Here is a 16,851-nt window from a genome sequence, read left to right as displayed (position 1 = left end):
CTTGCCGGACTGCAAACGTCCCACCCCCGAGGGTGGAGCGAGGGGGAGAACGGTGACGTTCAGCGTCAGCTACGTCGGGCGCGACGATAGTGGCGCCTGCCTGCGGCTCGCCGGCGAGCTGGACCTGAGCACCGCCCCCGAGTTGACCGCCGCGCTCGATCGGCTCACCGCCGCCGGCGAGACCCGGGTGCTGCTCGACCTCACCGACCTCACGTTCTGTGACTCGACCGGGATGGCCGTGTTCGTGCGGGGGGACAATCAGGCGGCGGCCGACGGGGGTTGGCTTCGGCTCACCGGCGCCAGCGGCCGGGTCGAGCGGGTGCTGCGGGTGACCGGTCTGGCCGACGTGTTGCGCTACGAGCCAGAGTCGGTCGACCCCGCGTCCCGCAGTGCCTCCTGATGGGCTAGATTTCCCCGCCAGCATTTCCCCCGCCAACGCGGTGACCGTCAGGGTCCCGTCCCCGCCGACCCCGAGGCAGGTAGTGATGGGCGCAGACAGCCCGCAGCCGGTACGCATCCTGGTGGTCGACGACGACCCCGGTGACGTGCTGATGATCGAGGAAGCACTGGCCGACTCCGACGTCGACAAGATCATCGACGTGGTCAGTGACGGCGAGGAGGCGATGGAGTTCCTCCGCGCCGAGGGCCGGCACGAGCAGGCCCGGCGGCCGGACGTGATCCTGCTGGATCTGAACATGCCGCGGATGGACGGTCGGCAGGTGCTCGGGGCGGTCAAGCAGGACGAGGATCTGCGAACCATTCCGATCGTCGTGCTGACCACCTCCAACGCCGACACCGACATCGTCGGCAGCTACACGTTGCAGGCCAACGCGTACGTCACCAAGCCGATCGACCTGGACGACTTCAACGACGTGGTTCGCCGCATCGACGAGTTCTTCGGCCGGGTCGTCGTGCTGCCCAAGCGCACCTGACTCCTGCGCCGCCTGCGCGCATGCTGAACATTTTCCCCGAACCCCCTCGGCGGCCGTCGTCGCCGCCGAGGATCCAGGTGGGGAAGTAACAGCAGCTGCCTGGGGGGCGACAGTATGAGGTTCTCCGTCGTTGAGACCGGTTACGACCAGCGGCAGGTGGATTACTGCCTGGAGCAGTTGGGGATCCGGTTGTCCCGACTCGCGGCGCGGGCCGAGGACGCGGCCGGGGCGGCCCGGGAGTGGGACGAGATCCGCCAGGAGGCGGCCTGGCTCAGCGGGCTCCTGCAACGGCTGGACCTGGGCGACGCCGCCGTCACCCGGCACGCCGGTGACGCGGTGCGGCGCGAGGCCGCCGAGATCCTGGCCCGGGCCCGCGTCGAGCTGGACGAGGCCCGCGAGGAGGCACGGCGGGTACGGGAGCGGGCGTACGAGGACGCCGTGCAGGCCCGACGTGACTTCGAGGCGGCGCTGGACGCCCGTCGACGTCGCGAGGCACGGATGGACGAGATCCTCAGCCAGGCGACGGTCGATCAGGTGCCCGCCGACACCCCGACGGCGGCTGCCGGCGTACCCGGCAGTCGGCTCGGCGTCGGCGGGCTGGACGCGGGGGCGCAGAACCCGCCCGGCCGTCGCTGAGACGCGCGGTCGCGGGCCTGGTGCCTGGCTCAGGCGGTGAGCGCCGCCGCGACCGTCGTCGCCCGGTCCTCGTGCTGGGCGTACGCGTCCGGGTAGGCGGAGATCTGCACGGCCTGGGCGGCGGCGGTGACGCTCATGTCCTGCCAGCCGGGGATCTCGTTCAGCGCGGTGTAGAAGGCCCGCGCGGCGTACGACGGGCGCATCAGCTGGGCCACCGTCCCCCAGCCGCTGCTGGGTCGCTGCTGGAACAGCCCCACCGAGTCGTGGTCGGAGCCGCTGCCCTGGTTCGGGTATTGCGCCGACTCCGGCAGGACGTCGCTGGCCAGGTTGTAGAGGTTGCTCTCCTGCATGGCGGTGGCCAGTGCCACCACCAGGGCGCGGCGCGGCATCTTCATCTCCAGGCCGACATCCACGATGATCTTCGCGTTGTCCATCTGTGCCTGGTCGAGGCCGGCGACCGGCCGGGGTCGGCGCGGCTTCACTGGCTTCTTGGCGGCCTTGCGGACGGCGGTGGGGGTGGGCGTGGGCTTCGCCGTGGGGCTGGGCAGGATCCGTGCGGGGGCGGCGTCGCGGTCCAGTGACCGGGAGGCGCGCTCGTCGGCGATGCCGGCGCGGTCGGCTACCGCCTCGGCGAGCGGCTCGACCGTGCGGGGTGAATCGTCGTTGCCGCGCGCGCTGGCGACCGCGACGAGGCTGAGGCAGCAGGTGACACCGGTGGCCAGCGCCACCCGGACCGGGGTCGAGCCCAGCAGGGTGCGTCGCGGCGGGTCGAGGGCCCGGTGACGGCCGATCGTCCGTTCGGTTGATGCGGCGTCGTCCGAAGGGGTGGTCGGGCGGGCGTCGGTCAGCTTCTGGTCGGAGGGGTCGTCGGGATGCACCTGCCGAGGTTAGAGAGCTGAAGGCCGGATGCCATCGGTCCATACGGTGGCATGCGCCACAATTTGCCCTGATCATGGCGACTTTAGCCGGCAAAACGCCAGCCAAGCTGATCAACCTCGCGGATCACTCCAGACGGTTATTCCCGACTTGCCGGGTGAATGCACTCGCGCCGCCCATCTACCGAACGGGCCCGCAGCCATGCCAGGCGGTCATCCGAACACCCGAGGCACGCCTCCACCAACCGGCCCCCCAACCCCCACCTCGGCGATCTTGCACTTGCTGTCGCGGCATAGGGGGCATCCCCCTCATATCGACGACCGAAAGTGCAAGATCGGCGCGGTGGGGCGTGCGGGTGGCGGGCAGACTGGAGCGCGGCGTCAGTGGCGACCGTTCTCGGCCGGGGTGACGGTCAGTCGGTGTCGGCTGGCGTCGCCGCTGGAGAACGGCCAGAGCCGATCGGCGTACTCGACCAGGTCGGCCAGCTGATCTCGGCTCAGGCCGGCCGAGGAGATTTCCGCGTGCACGTCGGCCCGGTACCGGCCGTCGGTGTCGCGCCCCAGCTTCGCCTCCGCCCGGACCTGGACGGTGTGCGCCTCGTCGGTGACCTCCCCGGCCACCTCCACCGCCGCGTGGTGCAGGCAGGAGGCGAAGGCCGCGGCCAGCAACTGCTCCGGGGTCAGCCCGGTGCAGTGCGGCGCCAGCGGTGAGGCCAGCGCGGTCGAGAGCCCGCCATCGTCGGTGCGTACGTGACCGCCCTCGGCGGTCGCTGTGGCCTCACGCAGCCAGGAACTCTGATCCGGCATCGCGTTTCTCCCGTCGCTCACCGGGTCGGCTACCCCGCCGCCACCCCGGCAAACCGTCGCGGGCCGGACGGTCAACGCCCGGCGGGCCGGTTGGGCTCGTCGACGACCGCCACCGCCTCGGTGACCTCCGCGGCGGCCCGATCGGTCCACGGCGACGTCGGAACCGGACGGCGGGACGTCGGGATGGTCATCGGCACGTACACCCGGGCGTCCACCGCCTCGGCCAGCACCAGCGCGGCGAGCAGGCTGGTCGGGCGCTGCTCGGGATCGTCGGCGAGGCAGGAGTGGCACAGGTCGGCGACCTCCGGCGGGAGCCCGTCGATGTCGGGCAGCGGCTCCGGCGGCTGACCTCGGCGTACGCCGAGCAGCTCGGTGGCGGTCTCCGCGCGGTACGGCAGGCGGGCGGTGAGGCTGTAGTAGAGCAGCACACCGAGGGCGTACATGTCGGCGGCGGGGGTGGCCGGCGCCTCGTCCAACTGTTCGGGTGCCAGGTACGCCGGGGTGCCCAGCACGACCCCGCTCGGCATCGGGTCCGGTGTTCCGGCGGGGATGGCGATGCCGAAGTCGAGCACCTTCACCCCGGCCGGGGTGAGCATGACGTTGGCGGGCTTGACGTCACGGTGCACGATGCCTTCGGCGTGTGCGGCGGCCAACGCGGCGGCGACCTCCGCGCAGACCCGTACCGCGATCCGCCAGTCCAGCGGCCCGGCGCGCAGGTGCGCGGCCAGCGTCTCACCCTCGGCCAACTCCATCACGATGTACGGCACCGGCCGGCCCGGCCAGGTCGATGACGTGCCGAAGTCGTGCACGCTCGCCACGTTCGGGTGCACCAGGCGGGCCGCCGAGCGGGCCTCCGCGCGGATCCGGTCCACCGGGCCGTGCCGATCGTCTGGACCGGGGGAGATGAGCTTCACCGCGACCGGTCGGTCCAGCACCTGGTCGTGCGCCCGCCACACCTCGGACATCCCGCCAACGCCGATTCGCTGATCGAGCCGGTACCGCCCGTCCAGCGTGCGCATCGACCACTCCTCGCCCTCGCCCCGCCGACGGCGGGTGCTCAGCTCGCGGTACCCGGGCCCCGAGCTGGGCAAACCGCCGGCCGGTTTGCGAGGGGCCTGCCCCGCGCAGCCCGCTGCGCCCCGGCGGCGGGTGCGGTAGCTTGCGAGCCAGAGCCGGCGTCACCGATTGTGCCGGCACGGTCACCCGAGGGGACACCGCGATGAGCGAGGTCACCGTACGCTTCGTCGGCGGGCCCGCGGACGGGCTGGTCCGGCTGCTGCCGGCCGGGTCGGACGGCGCCCCACCCCAGCGTTGGATCATGCGGCACCCGGACGGCACCGGTCCGGTGCAGCCCGGCCCCGATCACCTCTACGAACGCGACCGGCCCGACGAGGCGGGCGGGTGGAGCATGCGGTTCGTGCGCACCGACGCGTACGGGGTGTCCGAGTGACCACGAGGCGGGGCTGACCGGTGGTGACGCCGGCGTCGCGTCGCCCCGGCCGCACAGCTGGCACACAGCTTCCGCAGGGGCGCGGTACAGGTGCCGCGGCCACGATGGGCGACATGGTCATGAACGGGCAGGCCGCCCCGAGCCGCATCGAGCTGCGCCGCCCCGACGGCGAACCCGTCCGGGTGCTGGTGGTCGACGACGAGCCGACCCTCACCGATCTGCTGTCGATGGCGCTGCGCTACGAGGGTTGGCAGGTCCGCGCCGCCGGCAACGGCATGGCGGCGTTGAGCACCGCCCGGCAGTTCCAGCCGGACGCCGTGGTGCTCGACGTGATGCTGCCCGACCTGGACGGCTTCCAGGTGCTGCGCCGGCTGCGCGAGCACGCACCCACCGTGCCGGTGCTTTTCCTGACCGCCCGCGACGCGGTCGAGGAGCGCATCGCCGGGTTGACCGTCGGCGGCGACGACTACGTCACCAAGCCGTTCAGCCTGGAGGAGGTGATCGCCCGGCTGCGCGCACTGCTGCGTCGCTCCGGGCTCGCGATCGCCGCCCGGGAGGAGGCGGTGCTGACCGTCGGTGACCTCAGCCTCGACGAGGACAGCCACGAGGTTCGTCGCGACGGCCAGCTCATCACCCTCACCGCGACCGAGTTCGAGCTGCTGCGCTACCTGATGCGCAACCCGCGCCGGGTGCTCAGCAAGGCGCAGATCCTCGACCGGGTGTGGAACTACGACTTCGGCGGCCAGGCCAACGTGGTGGAGCTGTACATCTCGTACCTGCGCAAGAAGATCGACGCCGGTCGGGCGCCGATGATCCACACGCTGCGCGGCGCGGGCTATGTCCTCAAGCCCGCCGAGTAACCGTCGCCCGCTGCGCGCCGCCGGCCGCTGGCTGGCCGGCCGCTCCCTACGTACCCGACTGGTGTTTGCCCTGCTCGCGCTGCTGGCGCTGGTCAGCGTCGCGATCGGTGGCCTGACCACGCTGGCCTTGCGGCACTTCCTGATCGACCGGCTCGACGCCCAACTCGCCCCCGCGACGGCCATGCGGGGAGATTGGCCGGGACGGCCGGCCTTCCCCGGCAACGGACCTGGCATCCCACCCGGACTGCCGTCCGGCGCGGTGGTTGCCGAGATCACCGACGGTCGGGTGACCAGCGCCCGGACCCTGACCAGGAGCGCCTCCAGCGCCGACCCGTTCCCCGACGAGCAGTCCGTCCCGGTGGGCGAGGTCGCCGCGCTGGCGGACCTGCCGGTCGACGCCAGACCGCGCACCGTCGACCTCGGCGATCGCGGTGACTACCGGGCCGTGGGCCGGCGGTACTGGGACGGCCGGGTACGCGTCGTCGCGGTCCCCCTCTCCGGCGTCCAGGAGACCGTCTGGGCGCTGGTCGCGGCGCAGGTCGGGGTGGCCGCCGTCGGGTTGATCATCGCCGGTGCCGCCGGCGCGCTGATCGTGCGGGCCACCCTGCGGCCACTCAACCGGGTGGCCGCCACCGCCACCCGGGTCACCGAGCTGCCCCTGGACCGGGGCGAGGTGGCGCTCGCCGTCCGGGTCCCGGCCGCCGACACCGACCCGCGCACCGAGGTCGGTCAGGTCGGCGCGGCGCTGAACCGGATGCTGGGCCACGTCGCCGACGCGCTCTCCGCCCGGCAGGCCAGCGAGACCCGGGTACGCCAGTTCGTCGCCGACGCCAGCCACGAGCTGCGGACGCCCCTCGCGGCGATCCGCGGCTACGCCGAGGTGGCCCGGCGTGGCCGCGACGAGGTTCCCGCCGACGTGGCGCACGCGCTGCGCCGGGTGGAGTCGGAGAGCACCCGGATGACCAGCCTCGTCGACGACCTGCTGCTGCTGGCCCGCCTCGACACCGGCCGTCCGCTCGCGGTCGAGCCGGTGGACCTGACCGCCCTGGTGGTGGACGCGGTCAGCGACGCGCACGTCGCCGGCCCCGACCACCGTTGGCAGCTCGAACTGCCCGAGGTGGCGATCCGGGTGCCCGGCGACGCCGCCCGGCTGCACCAGGTGGTGGCGAACCTGCTCACCAACGCCCGGGTGCACACCCCGCCGGGCAGCACGGTCACCACCACGCTGGCCGTCGACGGCGCCAGTGCCGTGCTCACCGTCGCCGACGACGGGCCCGGGGTGCCGGCGGAGCTGCAACCGGAGATGTTCGAACGGTTCGCCCGGGGCGACAGCTCACGGTCCCGCGCGCACGGCAGCACCGGCCTCGGCCTAGCGATCGTGGCGGCCGTGGTGGAGGCCCACCGGGGCGCGGTGGGCGTGGACAGCCGTCCCGGCCGTACCGTGATCACGGTCCGCCTGCCGAATCCCACCGCCGACGTGTAGGTCACCGTCCTGCCGGTTCAGCCGGCGGCGGCCTCGCGAACCAGCCGGCGGGCCTCGTCGCGGGGTACGCCGGTGGCCCGTAGGAGCTCGTTGGCGGCGGTACGCAGCTGGGACACCACGATCGTCCCGGAGAAGCCCAGGTCCTGCCGGCACGCCACGCCCGCCTCCCGGACCGCGCGCAGCACCCGCTCCCGGGCCTGCACCGGCTCCTGCGCGGCGACGAACTCCCGGTGCAACAGCCGGACCGCCTCGCCGAGGTGCTCCACCGCCACGGGCAGGGCCGCCGGCACCGGTTCCTCGTCGCGCAGGGTGGTGCCGATCCGGCGGACCAGACCGCGACTGTTGCGGAAGGCCCGCTCCAGGTGCGTCACCCCGGCGCGGTACGCGGCGATCGCCGGGCGTCGTCGCCACCGCACCGGGGAGAGACGGACCACCTCGTCGGCGGCGGTCGTCACGGCCACGAGCTGTCGCAGCTGCGGGTCGCCGTCGCGCATCCGGTTCAGCGCCGCCTGCGCCCGGCCCCGGTCCGCCTCGGCCAGCGCCCGCGCCGACGCGGTCATCTCCCGGGCGAACAGGTCCAGGGCGGGCTCGGCGGAGCGCCGCACCATCCGCATCGGATTGAGGGGCAGTAGGACGAGCATCACGAACAGTCCCGCCGCCCCGCCGACCAGGGCGTTCACCGTTCGGGACAGCTCCAGGTCCGGTGCGGTCGGGGTGAGGGTGGCGATGAGCACGGCGGTACCACCGGCCTGCGTCATCAGCGCGCCGGTGCCGCGTACCAGCACCGACGCGGCGATCGCCAGGAAGACGATCACACCGGTCTGCCAGGGGCCGGTGCCGAACAGACTGATCAGCAGATCGCCCACGCCGATGCCGAGTACCACCCCGGCGACCAGTTCCAGCGCGCGGGGAGCACGGTTGCCCAGCGACGCCGCGATGACGCCGACCGCCGCGGCCGGCGCGAAGGTCGGCTCCGGGTTGCCGAGCACCTCGCGGGCCACCAGCCAGGCCAGGGCGGCAGCAAGGCCGGCCTGGAGCGCCACGATCAGATAGAGCCGGGCCCGCTGACGACTCTCCCGAACGGCCTGCGCGGCGCGGGTCCGCAGCTTGCCCGCCGCCCGCGCCCCGGTCGCCCCGGCCGTGAATCTCATGGCGGGGGATACCCGGCCCAACACACGGCCGAACCTGCGCCGAACGGCTACGCCGGGTACGCCATGGCCGCGGTGAGGGCGATCACCCCCGGCAGCCGGGTGTCTTGGCGCAGGAACTGCACCACCACCGGCACCGGGGAGCGCAGCAGACAGCCGTACGGCCGGTCGAGCCGCACCGCCTCCGGGTCGATCAGGTCGTTGAGCCGGACATGTCGCACCCGACGGGCGTCAACCGTGATGGCGTACGGGCCGACCGGCTCGGCGTCCTCGTAGTAGAGGTGCAGCTCGGCGTCGGCGCGGGTGTCGGTGGCGTTGAGGACGCAGAGCTTGTCGAAGCTGGTGAACGCCGGCTCCGGGCCGGTGCTGGGAAACGGGATGTGCCCGCCCGGCACGACCCACAGGCGGGCCCCGATCTCGGTCATCGGCTCACCTCCAGCAGCCGGGCGAGGTCGGGGCTGAGGAACACCCCGTCCGGGTCGAGCCGGCGGCGGGCGTCCTGGAAGTCGTCCCAGCGCGGATAGAGGGGCCGCAGGTCGCGGGCGGTCAACCAGTGCTTCTTGCCCCAGTGCGGCCGGCCCCCGTACTGACGGAAGACCGCCTCCATGTCCCGGAAGTAGTCCTCGTACGGCAGCGACGTGTTCTGCAGGCAGGCGATGGTGGTGGTCGGCCGGCCGTACGCGTTGCTCAACCAGATGTCGTCGGCGGCGATGCTGCGCACCAGGACCCGCCAGCCGACAACCGTGCGGTGCCGTTGCAGGATCCGGCGTCGGACCTCGGCGAAGCACGCCGGGAACGCCTCCGACGGCAGCATGTACTCGATCTCCTCGAACCGCAGCTCCCGCTCCTGGGGGATGGTGCGGTGGATCGGACCGGACCGGATCTCGTGCGGTGCGCCCCACGGGCCGGAGCCCGGCACCCGCGGCGCGGCCCACACCCGCACGTCGGACGTCCCGTCCGGCCGGTTGAGGGTGCGGATCTGGGTCTGGTCGCTGCGCGGGTACCAGTAGAAGTCCATGTTGCGGTTGGTGTGCTGCAACTCGGCGAGGTGGTCGAGGGTCCAGTCGATGTGCGCGCACCACGCCCGGCGGTGCAACTCGTAGTGCGGTTGCACGTCCAGGGTGACCTGGGTGACCACCCCGAGCGCGCCCAGCGACAGCCGGGCCGCCGGCAGCAGGTCTGCGTTGTCGTCGGCGGAGATGTCCAGAACTTCGCCGGTGCCGGTGACCAGGCGAACGCCGGCCACCTGGGTGCACAGGTTGCCGAAACCGATGCCGGTGCCGTGCGTGCCGGTGGCGGTCGCGCCAGCGATCGACTGGTAGTCCACGTCGCCGAGGTTGTCCATGGCCAGCCCGGCGTCGTACAACCCCTCACCGAGGGCCTTGAGTTTGGTGCCCGCCCAGGCCCGCGCCCGGTCGGTGTCCTCGGTGATGACACCGGCGAGCCGGTCGACGCTGAGCAGGATGTCGTCGGTGCGGGTCAGTGGGCTCGACGAGTGGCCGGAGCCCACCGGGCGGATCGTCCGCCGGGACTCCCGGGCCCGGACGACCAGCTCCCGCACCGCGTCCTCGTCGGCCGGCTCGGCGAACTCCCTCGGGGTGAACGAGAGGCTGCCGGACCAGTTGACGAACCGTCGCATGCGGCGGTGTACCCACCGGCACCACCGGTAGTCGCGCTTCCGCACCGACCCGCCGGGTAAGCAGTCGCGCGCCGGCCGGTACCACAGCGTTGGGCAACTACCCGCAGGCCTTCACCCACCTCGCGTTGATCGAGGCGGCGCTGAACCTCGACGGCGCCGGCGACCGCGACGCTCTGCACGCCTGGGCGGAGCGTGCGGCGTGAACGGGAACGGCCGAGGGCTGGCCGGTCAGCCGGCCAGCATCTCGGTGAGGACCTCGACGACGCGTCGGCTGTGCCGCCCGTCGGGGTCCTCGTCGATGTTGAGGTCGGTCACGCTCATTCCGAGCAGCCGGTCGGCGCGGGCCAGGGGGGTGACCAGCGCGATCAGGTCCGCCCAGGGCAGCCCGTCCGGCTCGGGGTAGGTCACGGCCGGCAGGTCGCGCGGGTCGACCACGTCCAGGTCGAGGTGCAGCCAGGCCGGCCCGTCGCCGTCGGCGGCCAGGCCCGCGCCGATCGTTGCCGCGCCCCGGCGTCGCACCTCGGCGGCGTTGACCTGGTGGATCGCCGGATCGATCCGGGCCGCCTCGACCTGGCTGCTCTCGTCGGTGGCCGGGCGGTGCCCGAGCAGGTGGACGCGACTCGGCTCGATCAGCGCGCCGTCCGGGCCGACGGCGGCGGCCGGGCCGTGGCCGGTGACCACCGAGAGGTCCATGTCGGCGGCCTCGCCGGTCGGCGAGGTCACGCCGTCGAGGAAGTCCGGATGGGCGTCGACGAACCACAGCTCGGTCGTCGGGGGCAGGGCCCGGCAGATGCCGGGCAGGATCGCGCAGTCCCCGCCGAGCACCAGCGGTCGATGGCCGTCCGCGACCAGCGCGCCGACCCGGGCGGCGATCGCGCCGCCGGCCCGGACCAGGCCTGCCGCGCCGATCACACCGCTGGCCGGGTCGCGGGTCGGGTCACGCAGTCGCGCCTCGTCGATCCGCCCGTCGTCGTCGGCGGCCAGCGCCTCGCGCAGGCCGGCGCGGCGCAGCGCGGCCGGGGCCCGCTCCTCGCCGCGCCCGGCGCCGGAGGAGTCCAGCGGCGCGTCCACGATTATCCAGCGCACGTCCGCAGCGTACCGGCGCGGTCCGCCGTCCCGGCCGCATTCTGTGCCGAGGCTGGGAGTACGCCAATGTGCCCGCGACGGCGATGACGACCAGCGTACGGTGTTGGACAAGTCCGGCTTTCTAGGTCAAAAGCCTCACCGGTGTACGACCGGGACGCCGGTGTAGAGACGGCGAAGGCAAGGAGCGATCGGTGGAACATCTGGCCTACCTGGACGCGGGATCCGGCAGCCTGATCGTGCAGGCGGTCGTCGGCGGGGTGGCTGGCGCCGCGGTCGCCGCGAAACTCTACTGGCGGCGGCTGGTCGACCGGTTCCGCCGGCAGCCCACCGACCAGCGCTGAGCGGGCCAGTCCCGACGATGGCGATCTCACCCACCGAGGTACGGCCCGAGCCGGCCTCGTTCCGCGACCCGGCCAACCGAATCTTCCACGTCGGCGACGAGGTACTGCGCGGGCTGGACACCCAGTCCGCCGCGCACTGGCGGGCACTGGCCGGCAGCACGTTCTTCCCGGCGCTCGTCGCCGCGCGAAAGGTCTGCGCCACCGAGGACGCCCCGCCCGCGCTGGTGCCCGCCGCGACCGGGGCCCCGTGGGCGGCCGTGTTGCGCCACGAACGCATCCCGTTCGTCTCCCACCCGTACGAGTGGTCGTTCAGCATGCTGCGCGACGCCGCGCTGCTGCACCTGGAGATCCTGAACGCCGCGCTGCGCGAGGGCTTCACCACCAAGGACGGATCGGCGTACAACCTGCAGTGGCGTGGCGCCCAGCCGGTCTTCATCGACATCGGCTCCTTCGAGCCGGTGCGCGACGGCGAACCGTGGGCCGGCTACCGGCAGTTCTGCCAGACCGTGCTCTACCCGCTGATGCTCACCGCCCACCTGGGTGTCGACTTCCAACCGTGGCTGCGCGCCCGGGTCGACGGCATCGAGGCCGACGAGCTGCGACCGCTCTTCACCGGTGCCCGCCGGCTGCGCCCCGGCGTGCTCACCCACCTGCACCTGCACGGGGCGATGCAGAAGCGCAACGCCGCCGCCAGCACCAGTGACGTCCGTGACCAACTGCGGGCCGCCGGATTCTCCCGGGAGTTGCTGCTCGCCACCGTCCGCGGCATCGAGAAACTGGTCCGCAAACTGGACCGCCGCCCGCCGGAGAGCCACTGGTCGGACTACCAGCGCAGCTGCGGCTACTCGGCCCGCGACCGGGTGGCGAAGGAGCAGTTCGTGGCCGCCTCGGTGGCCGCCGGCGCCCGTCCCCGCCTGGTGCTCGACCTGGGCGCCAACGACGGCCGGTACTCCCGGCTGGCGGTCGGGCACGCCGACTACGTGGTCGCCGTCGAGCAGGACCCGACCGTGGTCGACGAGCTGTACCGGCGGCTGCGTTCCGAGGGGCAGCGCCGCATCCTGCCGCTGGTGCTGGACCTGGCCGACCCGTCGCCGGGCGGTGGCTGGCGGGGCGTCGAGCGGGCCGGCTTCGCCGAGCGGGCGTCCGCCGACGTGGTGCTCGCCCTGGCCGTGGTGCACCACCTGGCGATCGGACGCAACGTGCCGCTGCCGGAGGTCATCGACTGGCTGACCGGGCTCACCGCGCCGGGCGGCGCGGTGGTGGTGGAGTTCGTCCACCCGGAAGACCCGATGGCCACCCGGCTGCTGGCCAACAAGCCCGCCGGCCTCTTCCCGGACTACCGCCGCGACACCTTCGAGACGTTGCTCGCCGCCCGAGGGCGGATCACCGACCGGCTGGAACTGCCCTCCGGCACCCGCACGCTCTACCGGACGGTGACGGGTGGTTGAACCGCGGTGGGACCGGGGCTGGCGAGGCGAGCTGGGCCGCCTGCTGGAGATCGTCGCGCTGGTCGGGCTCGTGGTCACCCAACCACTGCTGGACGTGCTCGGTCGCAGCCCCGACTTCTTCCTCTTCCACCGCGCCGACCCGGCCCAGATCCTGCTGCTGGTCGCCCTGGTGACGGTGGTCCCCACGGCCGCGGTGGCGCTGCTCGGGGCGGTCAGCCGGCTGGCCGGCCGGACCGCCCGCGCGCTGGCACACACCGGGCTGGTCGGGCTGCTGGTCGCCGCCCTGGCCGTGCAGGTGGGCCGGCACGTGACGCCACTTCGGGGCGTACCGCTGCTGCTGGCGGCCGTGCTGGCCGGCGGTGCCGGCGCGGCCGCACACCGGCGGTGGCGGGCCCCGGGCCGGGTGCTGCGACTGGCCGCCGCCGGCCCGGTGGCCTTCGTGGCGCTCTTCCTGCTCGTCTCACCCACCTCGGCGGTGGTGCTGCCGCGCGGCGACGGGGGTACGGCCGGCACCGCGCAGGGCTCGGCCATGCACCCGCCGGTGGTCATGCTGATCCTCGACGAACTGCCACTGGTCAGCCTGCTCGGCGCGGACGGGAAGATCGACGCCGCGCGTTACCCGCACTTCGCCGAGCTGGCCGGCGGGTCGACCTGGTACCGCAACTCCACCGGGGTCAGCGGGTGGACGCCCAACGCGCTGCCGGCGATGCTCACCGGCCGCTACCCGGCACGGTCGGTCGCCCCGCACTACTCGCAGTACCCGGACAACATCTTCACCGCCTTCGGCGGCCTGTACGACATCCGCGCCGAGGAGAGCATCACCCGGCTCTGCCCGCCCAGCCGCTGCGAGCAGCCGGCCACCCCGGAGCAGGGGCTCGGCGTGCTGGTCCGGGAGACCGGCAAGCTGCTCGGCCGGGTCGCCGGGCCGACGGAGAGCGCGGTCGACCCGGAGGACTCCTACCGCGAGCAGACTCGGGCCGAGGCCGGCCTGGACGCCGCCGAGCCGGTCCCGGCCGACCCGAAGTTCCGCTGGGACAGTCTGGACGACAACCAGCCGGCCCGGTTCACCAGCTTCCTCGCCGGGCTGAAGCCCACGTCCCGGCCCACCCTGCACTTCCTGCACCTGCTGATGCCGCACTCACCGTGGGCGTACCTGCCCTCCGGGGCGCGTTACGACGCCCCCGAGGACCTGCCCAACGACGGCGCCGGCTGGGTCGACCTGGCCCGGCAACGGCACCTCGCCCAACTCGGCTACACCGACCGGCTGATCGGCGAGACGCTGCGGACGCTGCGCGCCAGCGGCCTCTACGACCAGGCCCTCGTCGTGGTGACCGCCGACCACGGGGTCAGCTTCCGGCCGGGGGCCCAGGGCCGGGGCATGGACGCGATCAAGGCCGCCGCCGGCGAGGTCGCCTGGGTGCCGACCTTCGTCAAGGAGCCCCGGCAACAGACCGGCCGGGTGGACGACCGCAACTGGGAACACGTCGACCTGCTGCCGACGGTGGCCGACGAGGCCGGCATCCGGTTGCCGTGGCGGGTCGACGGCCGCTCCGCCCGGCAGGCCCCCCGCACCGACGGCACGAAACACTTCTACGACCGCCCCGGGGAACCGGTCACCTTCCCCGGTGGGGTGCCCACCCCGCCGGCCCTGCCGACGCCGCACCCCCTGGTCGGCACCGAGGTACGCGCCGGCCCGGCCGCCGGCAGCGCCCGGGTCGCCGATCTGGCCGCGTTCACCGCCGCGGACCCGGACACCGGCACCCTCCCGGCGTTGGTCTGGGGGGACGTCCCGGACCAGATCCCGGACGGCACCCTGCTCGCGGTCGCCGTCAACGGCCGCATCGGGGCCGTCGTCCCGGTGGTGCCGGCCGACCCCGGCGGACGCCGGTTCGCCGCGCTGCTCAGCGACGACAAGCTGTTTCACGCCGGCACCAACAAGCTCGACGTCTATCAGGTCGCGACGAACGGTACGCTGCGACGCCTCGCCCTGTCCTGACCTGGCACCCGGTCTGGCTCCGGGGTCTGGTGCGGCCTGGCTCCGGGGTCTGGTCCGGTCTGGCTCCGGGGTCTGGTCCGGTCTGGCTCCGGGGTCTGGTCCGGGCTGGCTCCGGGTCTGGTCCGGTCTGGTCCCGGCTGGCGGGATGCGGGGTTTCCCGGCGGCCGGGTCGGGAATCGGGTGACGCATACCTCACCGCCGAACCACGGCGGGCGTTGTCCCCCGAGCCGCAATTACGGTAGAAGCGAAGGCAATTCAACGTAGATCTGCCGGCGAAGCGAGGAACCACATGACGGAAGTCAAGCTCGATCACCCCGGTGGGCAGCTGTCGATGCCAGTGCATCCTGCGGTCGAAGGCCCCGCCGGTATCGGGGTGAGCAAGTTGCTGAAAGAAACCGGGATGACGACGTACGACCCCGGTTTCGTCAACACCGCCGCTGCCTCATCCGCGATCACCTACATCGACGGCGACGCAGGGATCCTGCGTTACCGGGGATACCCGATCGAGCAGCTGGCCGAGAAGTCCTCCTTCCTGGAGGTCTCCTACCTGCTCATCTACGGTGAGCTGCCGACCGAGCAGCAGCTGACCGAGTTCACCGAGTGGATTCGGCGGCACTCGCTGCTGCACGAGGAGATGCGCCGCTTCTTCGACGGCTTTCCCCGGGACGCCCACCCGATGGCGGTGCTCTCGTCCGCGGTGAGCGCCCTGTCCACCTTCTACCAGGACAGCCTGGACCCGTTCGACTCCGAGCACGTGGAGATCTCCACGGTCCGGCTGATGGCGAAGGTGCCCACCATCGCCTCCTACGCCTACAAGAAGTCCATCGGTCAGCCGCTGCTGTACCCGGACAACTCGCTGGGTTACGTGGACAACCTGCTGCGGATGACGTTCGGCGTGCCGGCGGAGCCGTACGAGGTCGACCCGGTGATGTCGAAGGTGCTGGACATGCTCTTCGTCCTGCACGCCGACCACGAGCAGAACTGCTCCACGTCGACCGTGCGCCTGGTCGGCTCCAGCAACGCCAACCTGTTCGCCTCCGTCTCGGCCGGCGTGAACGCGCTGTTCGGCCCGCTGCACGGTGGCGCCAACCAGGCGGTGCTGGAGATGCTCCAGCAGATCCACGCCGGCGACGGCGACGTCCGGTCCTTCGTCCGCAAGGTGAAGGACAAGCAGGACGGCGTCAAGCTGATGGGCTTCGGCCACCGGGTCTACAAGAACTACGACCCGCGGGCGGCGATCGTCAAGAAGGCAGCGCAGGACGTGCTGGGCCGGATGGCCAAGCCGGACCCGCTGCTGGACATCGCCATGGAGCTGGAGGAGATCGCGCTCGCCGACGACTTCTTCGTCTCCCGTCGGCTCTACCCGAACGTGGACTTCTACACCGGCCTGATCTACAAGGCCATGGGCTTCCCGACCAAGATGTTCACCGTGCTCTTCGCGCTCGGCCGGCTCCCCGGCTGGATCGCCCAGTGGCGCGAGATGATCAACGACCCGGAGACGAAGATCGGCCGTCCGCGGCAGGTCTACGTCGGCTCCGCCGAGCGGGACTACGTCCCCTTCAACGAGCGCTGACCCGCTCCTCGCTTCACCGTCAGGCCGTCGACCCGTACCGGGTCGGCGGCCTGACGCCTTTCCGGCGTAGCCGCCCCGGTGCCTGTTGACGGTGCCCTGGTGGAGCAAGGGTGTCTTTTGGCACCTGTAGAGCTGCCCCGCGGGTGGGGCGGTGCTGGCGCGACGGCCCTAGGTCGATCGACTCCGCCTCATGGAGATCGGGGTGTCCGCGGCGCTGGATACCGCGACTTCCAGGGAAACGAAGTCGATCAAGCGGGTGAGACGCCGTGGCCTGGCCTGGCCCGTGGCCTGGCCTGGCCCGTGGCCTGGCCTGGCCCGTGGCCTGGCCTGTGGCCCGTGGCTTGGCCTGGCCACGGGCCAGGCCTGTGGCCTGGCCCGTGGCCGTGACCCCTGTGGCCTCGCCCGTGCAGCCCGGTGCCTCCGTGGGCCCGCCCCATTTCCGGGGCAGCTCGACAGGGCCCGTAGGAGGTGGATGGGCGGGCACCGCACGCGCCGGATGGGCGGCACCGCACGCGCCGGATGGGCGGCACCGCACGCGCCGGATGGGCGGGCACCGCACGCGCCGGATGGGCGGGCA

Annotated in this window: 17 protein-coding genes; 10 read left to right on the top strand and 7 right to left on the bottom strand. The window is 72.8% G+C overall.

What is annotated here, in order from left to right; all coding sequences use genetic code 11:
* Positions 1-52 precede the first annotated feature (52 nt).
* The 3 genes from ACIBF8_RS20180 (at position 53) to ACIBF8_RS20170 (ending at position 1,568) form a co-directional block, all read left to right on the top strand.
* Positions 53-400: an STAS domain-containing protein gene (locus ACIBF8_RS20180; RefSeq protein WP_396784741.1), complete on the top strand. Its 348-nt coding sequence runs from the start codon at positions 53-55 to the stop codon at positions 398-400.
* A gap of 85 nt (positions 401-485) precedes the next feature.
* Positions 486-932 carry a response regulator gene (locus ACIBF8_RS20175; RefSeq protein WP_396784740.1) on the top strand — a complete coding sequence of 149 codons (447 nt, stop codon included), beginning with the start codon at positions 486-488 and terminating at the stop codon, positions 930-932.
* 114 nt (positions 933-1,046) lie between these two features.
* Positions 1,047-1,568, top strand: coding sequence for an ATPase (locus ACIBF8_RS20170; protein WP_396784738.1), 522 nt, complete (start codon positions 1,047-1,049; stop codon positions 1,566-1,568).
* Between the two features lie 29 nt (positions 1,569-1,597).
* Here the strand turns inward: ACIBF8_RS20170 and ACIBF8_RS20165 are convergent, their stop codons facing one another.
* From ACIBF8_RS20165 to ACIBF8_RS20155, 3 genes are all read right to left on the bottom strand, one after another.
* The gene (locus tag ACIBF8_RS20165) at positions 1,598-2,446 is read right to left on the bottom strand and encodes a hypothetical protein (protein WP_396784737.1); all 849 of its coding nucleotides are present in this window, start codon (positions 2,444-2,446) and stop codon (positions 1,598-1,600) included.
* A gap of 378 nt (positions 2,447-2,824) precedes the next feature.
* Positions 2,825-3,250 carry an OsmC family protein gene (locus ACIBF8_RS20160; protein ID WP_396784736.1) on the bottom strand — a complete coding sequence of 142 codons (426 nt, stop codon included), beginning with the start codon at positions 3,248-3,250 and terminating at the stop codon, positions 2,825-2,827.
* A 71-nt stretch (positions 3,251-3,321) separates the two neighbouring features.
* The gene (locus ACIBF8_RS20155) at positions 3,322-4,269 is read right to left on the bottom strand and encodes a serine/threonine-protein kinase (RefSeq protein ID WP_396784735.1); all 948 of its coding nucleotides are present in this window, start codon (positions 4,267-4,269) and stop codon (positions 3,322-3,324) included.
* Positions 4,270-4,469: 200 nt separating this feature from the next.
* Here ACIBF8_RS20155 and ACIBF8_RS20150 point away from each other — a divergent pair, with 200 nt between their 5' ends.
* From ACIBF8_RS20150 to ACIBF8_RS20140, 3 genes are all read left to right on the top strand, one after another.
* Entirely contained in the window at positions 4,470-4,700 is a 231-nt protein-coding gene (locus ACIBF8_RS20150) for a hypothetical protein (RefSeq protein ID WP_091408172.1), read from the top strand.
* A 113-nt stretch (positions 4,701-4,813) separates the two neighbouring features.
* Positions 4,814-5,560 carry a response regulator transcription factor gene (locus ACIBF8_RS20145; RefSeq protein WP_396784919.1) on the top strand — a complete coding sequence of 249 codons (747 nt, stop codon included), beginning with the start codon at positions 4,814-4,816 and terminating at the stop codon, positions 5,558-5,560.
* The gene (locus tag ACIBF8_RS20140) at positions 5,538-7,043 is read left to right on the top strand and encodes a sensor histidine kinase (RefSeq protein WP_396784734.1); all 1,506 of its coding nucleotides are present in this window, start codon (positions 5,538-5,540) and stop codon (positions 7,041-7,043) included. Before ACIBF8_RS20145 ends, ACIBF8_RS20140 begins: the two co-directional genes overlap by 23 nt.
* Before the next feature lie 17 nt (positions 7,044-7,060).
* Here ACIBF8_RS20140 and ACIBF8_RS20135 read toward each other — a convergent pair whose 3' ends face one another.
* The 4 genes from ACIBF8_RS20135 to ACIBF8_RS20120 form a co-directional block, all read right to left on the bottom strand.
* Positions 7,061-8,194 (bottom strand): aromatic acid exporter family protein, encoded by a 1,134-nt coding sequence (locus ACIBF8_RS20135; protein ID WP_396784733.1) that lies wholly within the window; start codon positions 8,192-8,194, stop codon positions 7,061-7,063.
* 47 nt (positions 8,195-8,241) lie between these two features.
* Complete coding sequence (locus ACIBF8_RS20130; RefSeq protein ID WP_396784732.1) at positions 8,242-8,616, bottom strand: sensory rhodopsin transducer; 375 nt, start codon at positions 8,614-8,616, stop codon at positions 8,242-8,244.
* On the bottom strand, positions 8,613-9,830 hold the full coding sequence (locus tag ACIBF8_RS20125; RefSeq protein WP_396784730.1) for a D-arabinono-1,4-lactone oxidase: 1,218 nt from the start codon (positions 9,828-9,830) through the stop codon (positions 8,613-8,615). Before ACIBF8_RS20125 ends, ACIBF8_RS20130 begins: the two co-directional genes overlap by 4 nt.
* A gap of 228 nt (positions 9,831-10,058) precedes the next feature.
* On the bottom strand, positions 10,059-10,916 hold the full coding sequence (locus ACIBF8_RS20120; protein WP_396784729.1) for an arginase family protein: 858 nt from the start codon (positions 10,914-10,916) through the stop codon (positions 10,059-10,061).
* Positions 10,917-11,107: 191 nt separating this feature from the next.
* Between ACIBF8_RS20120 and ACIBF8_RS20115 the strand changes: the two genes are divergently transcribed.
* The 4 genes from ACIBF8_RS20115 to ACIBF8_RS20100 all read left to right on the top strand — a co-directional run bounded on the left by ACIBF8_RS20115 (position 11,108) and on the right by ACIBF8_RS20100 (position 16,274).
* Entirely contained in the window at positions 11,108-11,257 is a 150-nt protein-coding gene (locus ACIBF8_RS20115) for a hypothetical protein (RefSeq protein ID WP_165947858.1), read from the top strand.
* A 17-nt stretch (positions 11,258-11,274) separates the two neighbouring features.
* Entirely contained in the window at positions 11,275-12,705 is a 1,431-nt protein-coding gene (locus ACIBF8_RS20110; RefSeq protein WP_396784728.1) for a class I SAM-dependent methyltransferase, read from the top strand.
* Positions 12,698-14,701, top strand: coding sequence for a sulfatase-like hydrolase/transferase (locus tag ACIBF8_RS20105; RefSeq protein ID WP_396784727.1), 2,004 nt, complete (start codon positions 12,698-12,700; stop codon positions 14,699-14,701). The genes ACIBF8_RS20110 and ACIBF8_RS20105 overlap by 8 nt, the downstream gene beginning before the upstream one ends.
* A gap of 289 nt (positions 14,702-14,990) precedes the next feature.
* Complete coding sequence (locus ACIBF8_RS20100; RefSeq protein ID WP_396784726.1) at positions 14,991-16,274, top strand: citrate synthase; 1,284 nt, start codon at positions 14,991-14,993, stop codon at positions 16,272-16,274.
* Positions 16,275-16,851 lie beyond the last annotated feature (577 nt).

This window comes from Micromonospora sp. NPDC050276, assembly GCF_044459545.1.
Taxonomy (GTDB): Bacteria; Actinomycetota; Actinomycetes; order Mycobacteriales; family Micromonosporaceae; genus Micromonospora.
This window is presented reverse-complemented; position numbering and strand designations above follow the sequence as displayed.

What these genes read in the sequence shown, in the direction of transcription:
- ACIBF8_RS20125 (WP_396784730.1), bottom strand. Translation starts at nt 9,830, where the DNA reads ATGCGACGGTTCGTCAACTGGTCCGGCAGCCTCTCGTTCACCCCGAGG.
- ACIBF8_RS20150 (WP_091408172.1), top strand. Translation starts at nt 4,470, where the DNA reads ATGAGCGAGGTCACCGTACGCTTCGTCGGCGGGCCCGCGGACGGGCTG.
- ACIBF8_RS20100 (WP_396784726.1), top strand. Translation starts at nt 14,991, where the DNA reads ATGACGGAAGTCAAGCTCGATCACCCCGGTGGGCAGCTGTCGATGCCA.
- ACIBF8_RS20160 (WP_396784736.1), bottom strand. Translation starts at nt 3,250, where the DNA reads ATGCCGGATCAGAGTTCCTGGCTGCGTGAGGCCACAGCGACCGCCGAG.
- ACIBF8_RS20175 (WP_396784740.1), top strand. Translation starts at nt 486, where the DNA reads ATGGGCGCAGACAGCCCGCAGCCGGTACGCATCCTGGTGGTCGACGAC.
- ACIBF8_RS20170 (WP_396784738.1), top strand. Translation starts at nt 1,047, where the DNA reads ATGAGGTTCTCCGTCGTTGAGACCGGTTACGACCAGCGGCAGGTGGAT.
- ACIBF8_RS20130 (WP_396784732.1), bottom strand. Translation starts at nt 8,616, where the DNA reads ATGACCGAGATCGGGGCCCGCCTGTGGGTCGTGCCGGGCGGGCACATC.
- ACIBF8_RS20155 (WP_396784735.1), bottom strand. Translation starts at nt 4,269, where the DNA reads ATGCGCACGCTGGACGGGCGGTACCGGCTCGATCAGCGAATCGGCGTT.
- ACIBF8_RS20145 (WP_396784919.1), top strand. Translation starts at nt 4,814, where the DNA reads ATGGTCATGAACGGGCAGGCCGCCCCGAGCCGCATCGAGCTGCGCCGC.
- ACIBF8_RS20110 (WP_396784728.1), top strand. Translation starts at nt 11,275, where the DNA reads ATGGCGATCTCACCCACCGAGGTACGGCCCGAGCCGGCCTCGTTCCGC.
- ACIBF8_RS20140 (WP_396784734.1), top strand. Translation starts at nt 5,538, where the DNA reads ATGTCCTCAAGCCCGCCGAGTAACCGTCGCCCGCTGCGCGCCGCCGGC.
- ACIBF8_RS20135 (WP_396784733.1), bottom strand. Translation starts at nt 8,194, where the DNA reads ATGAGATTCACGGCCGGGGCGACCGGGGCGCGGGCGGCGGGCAAGCTG.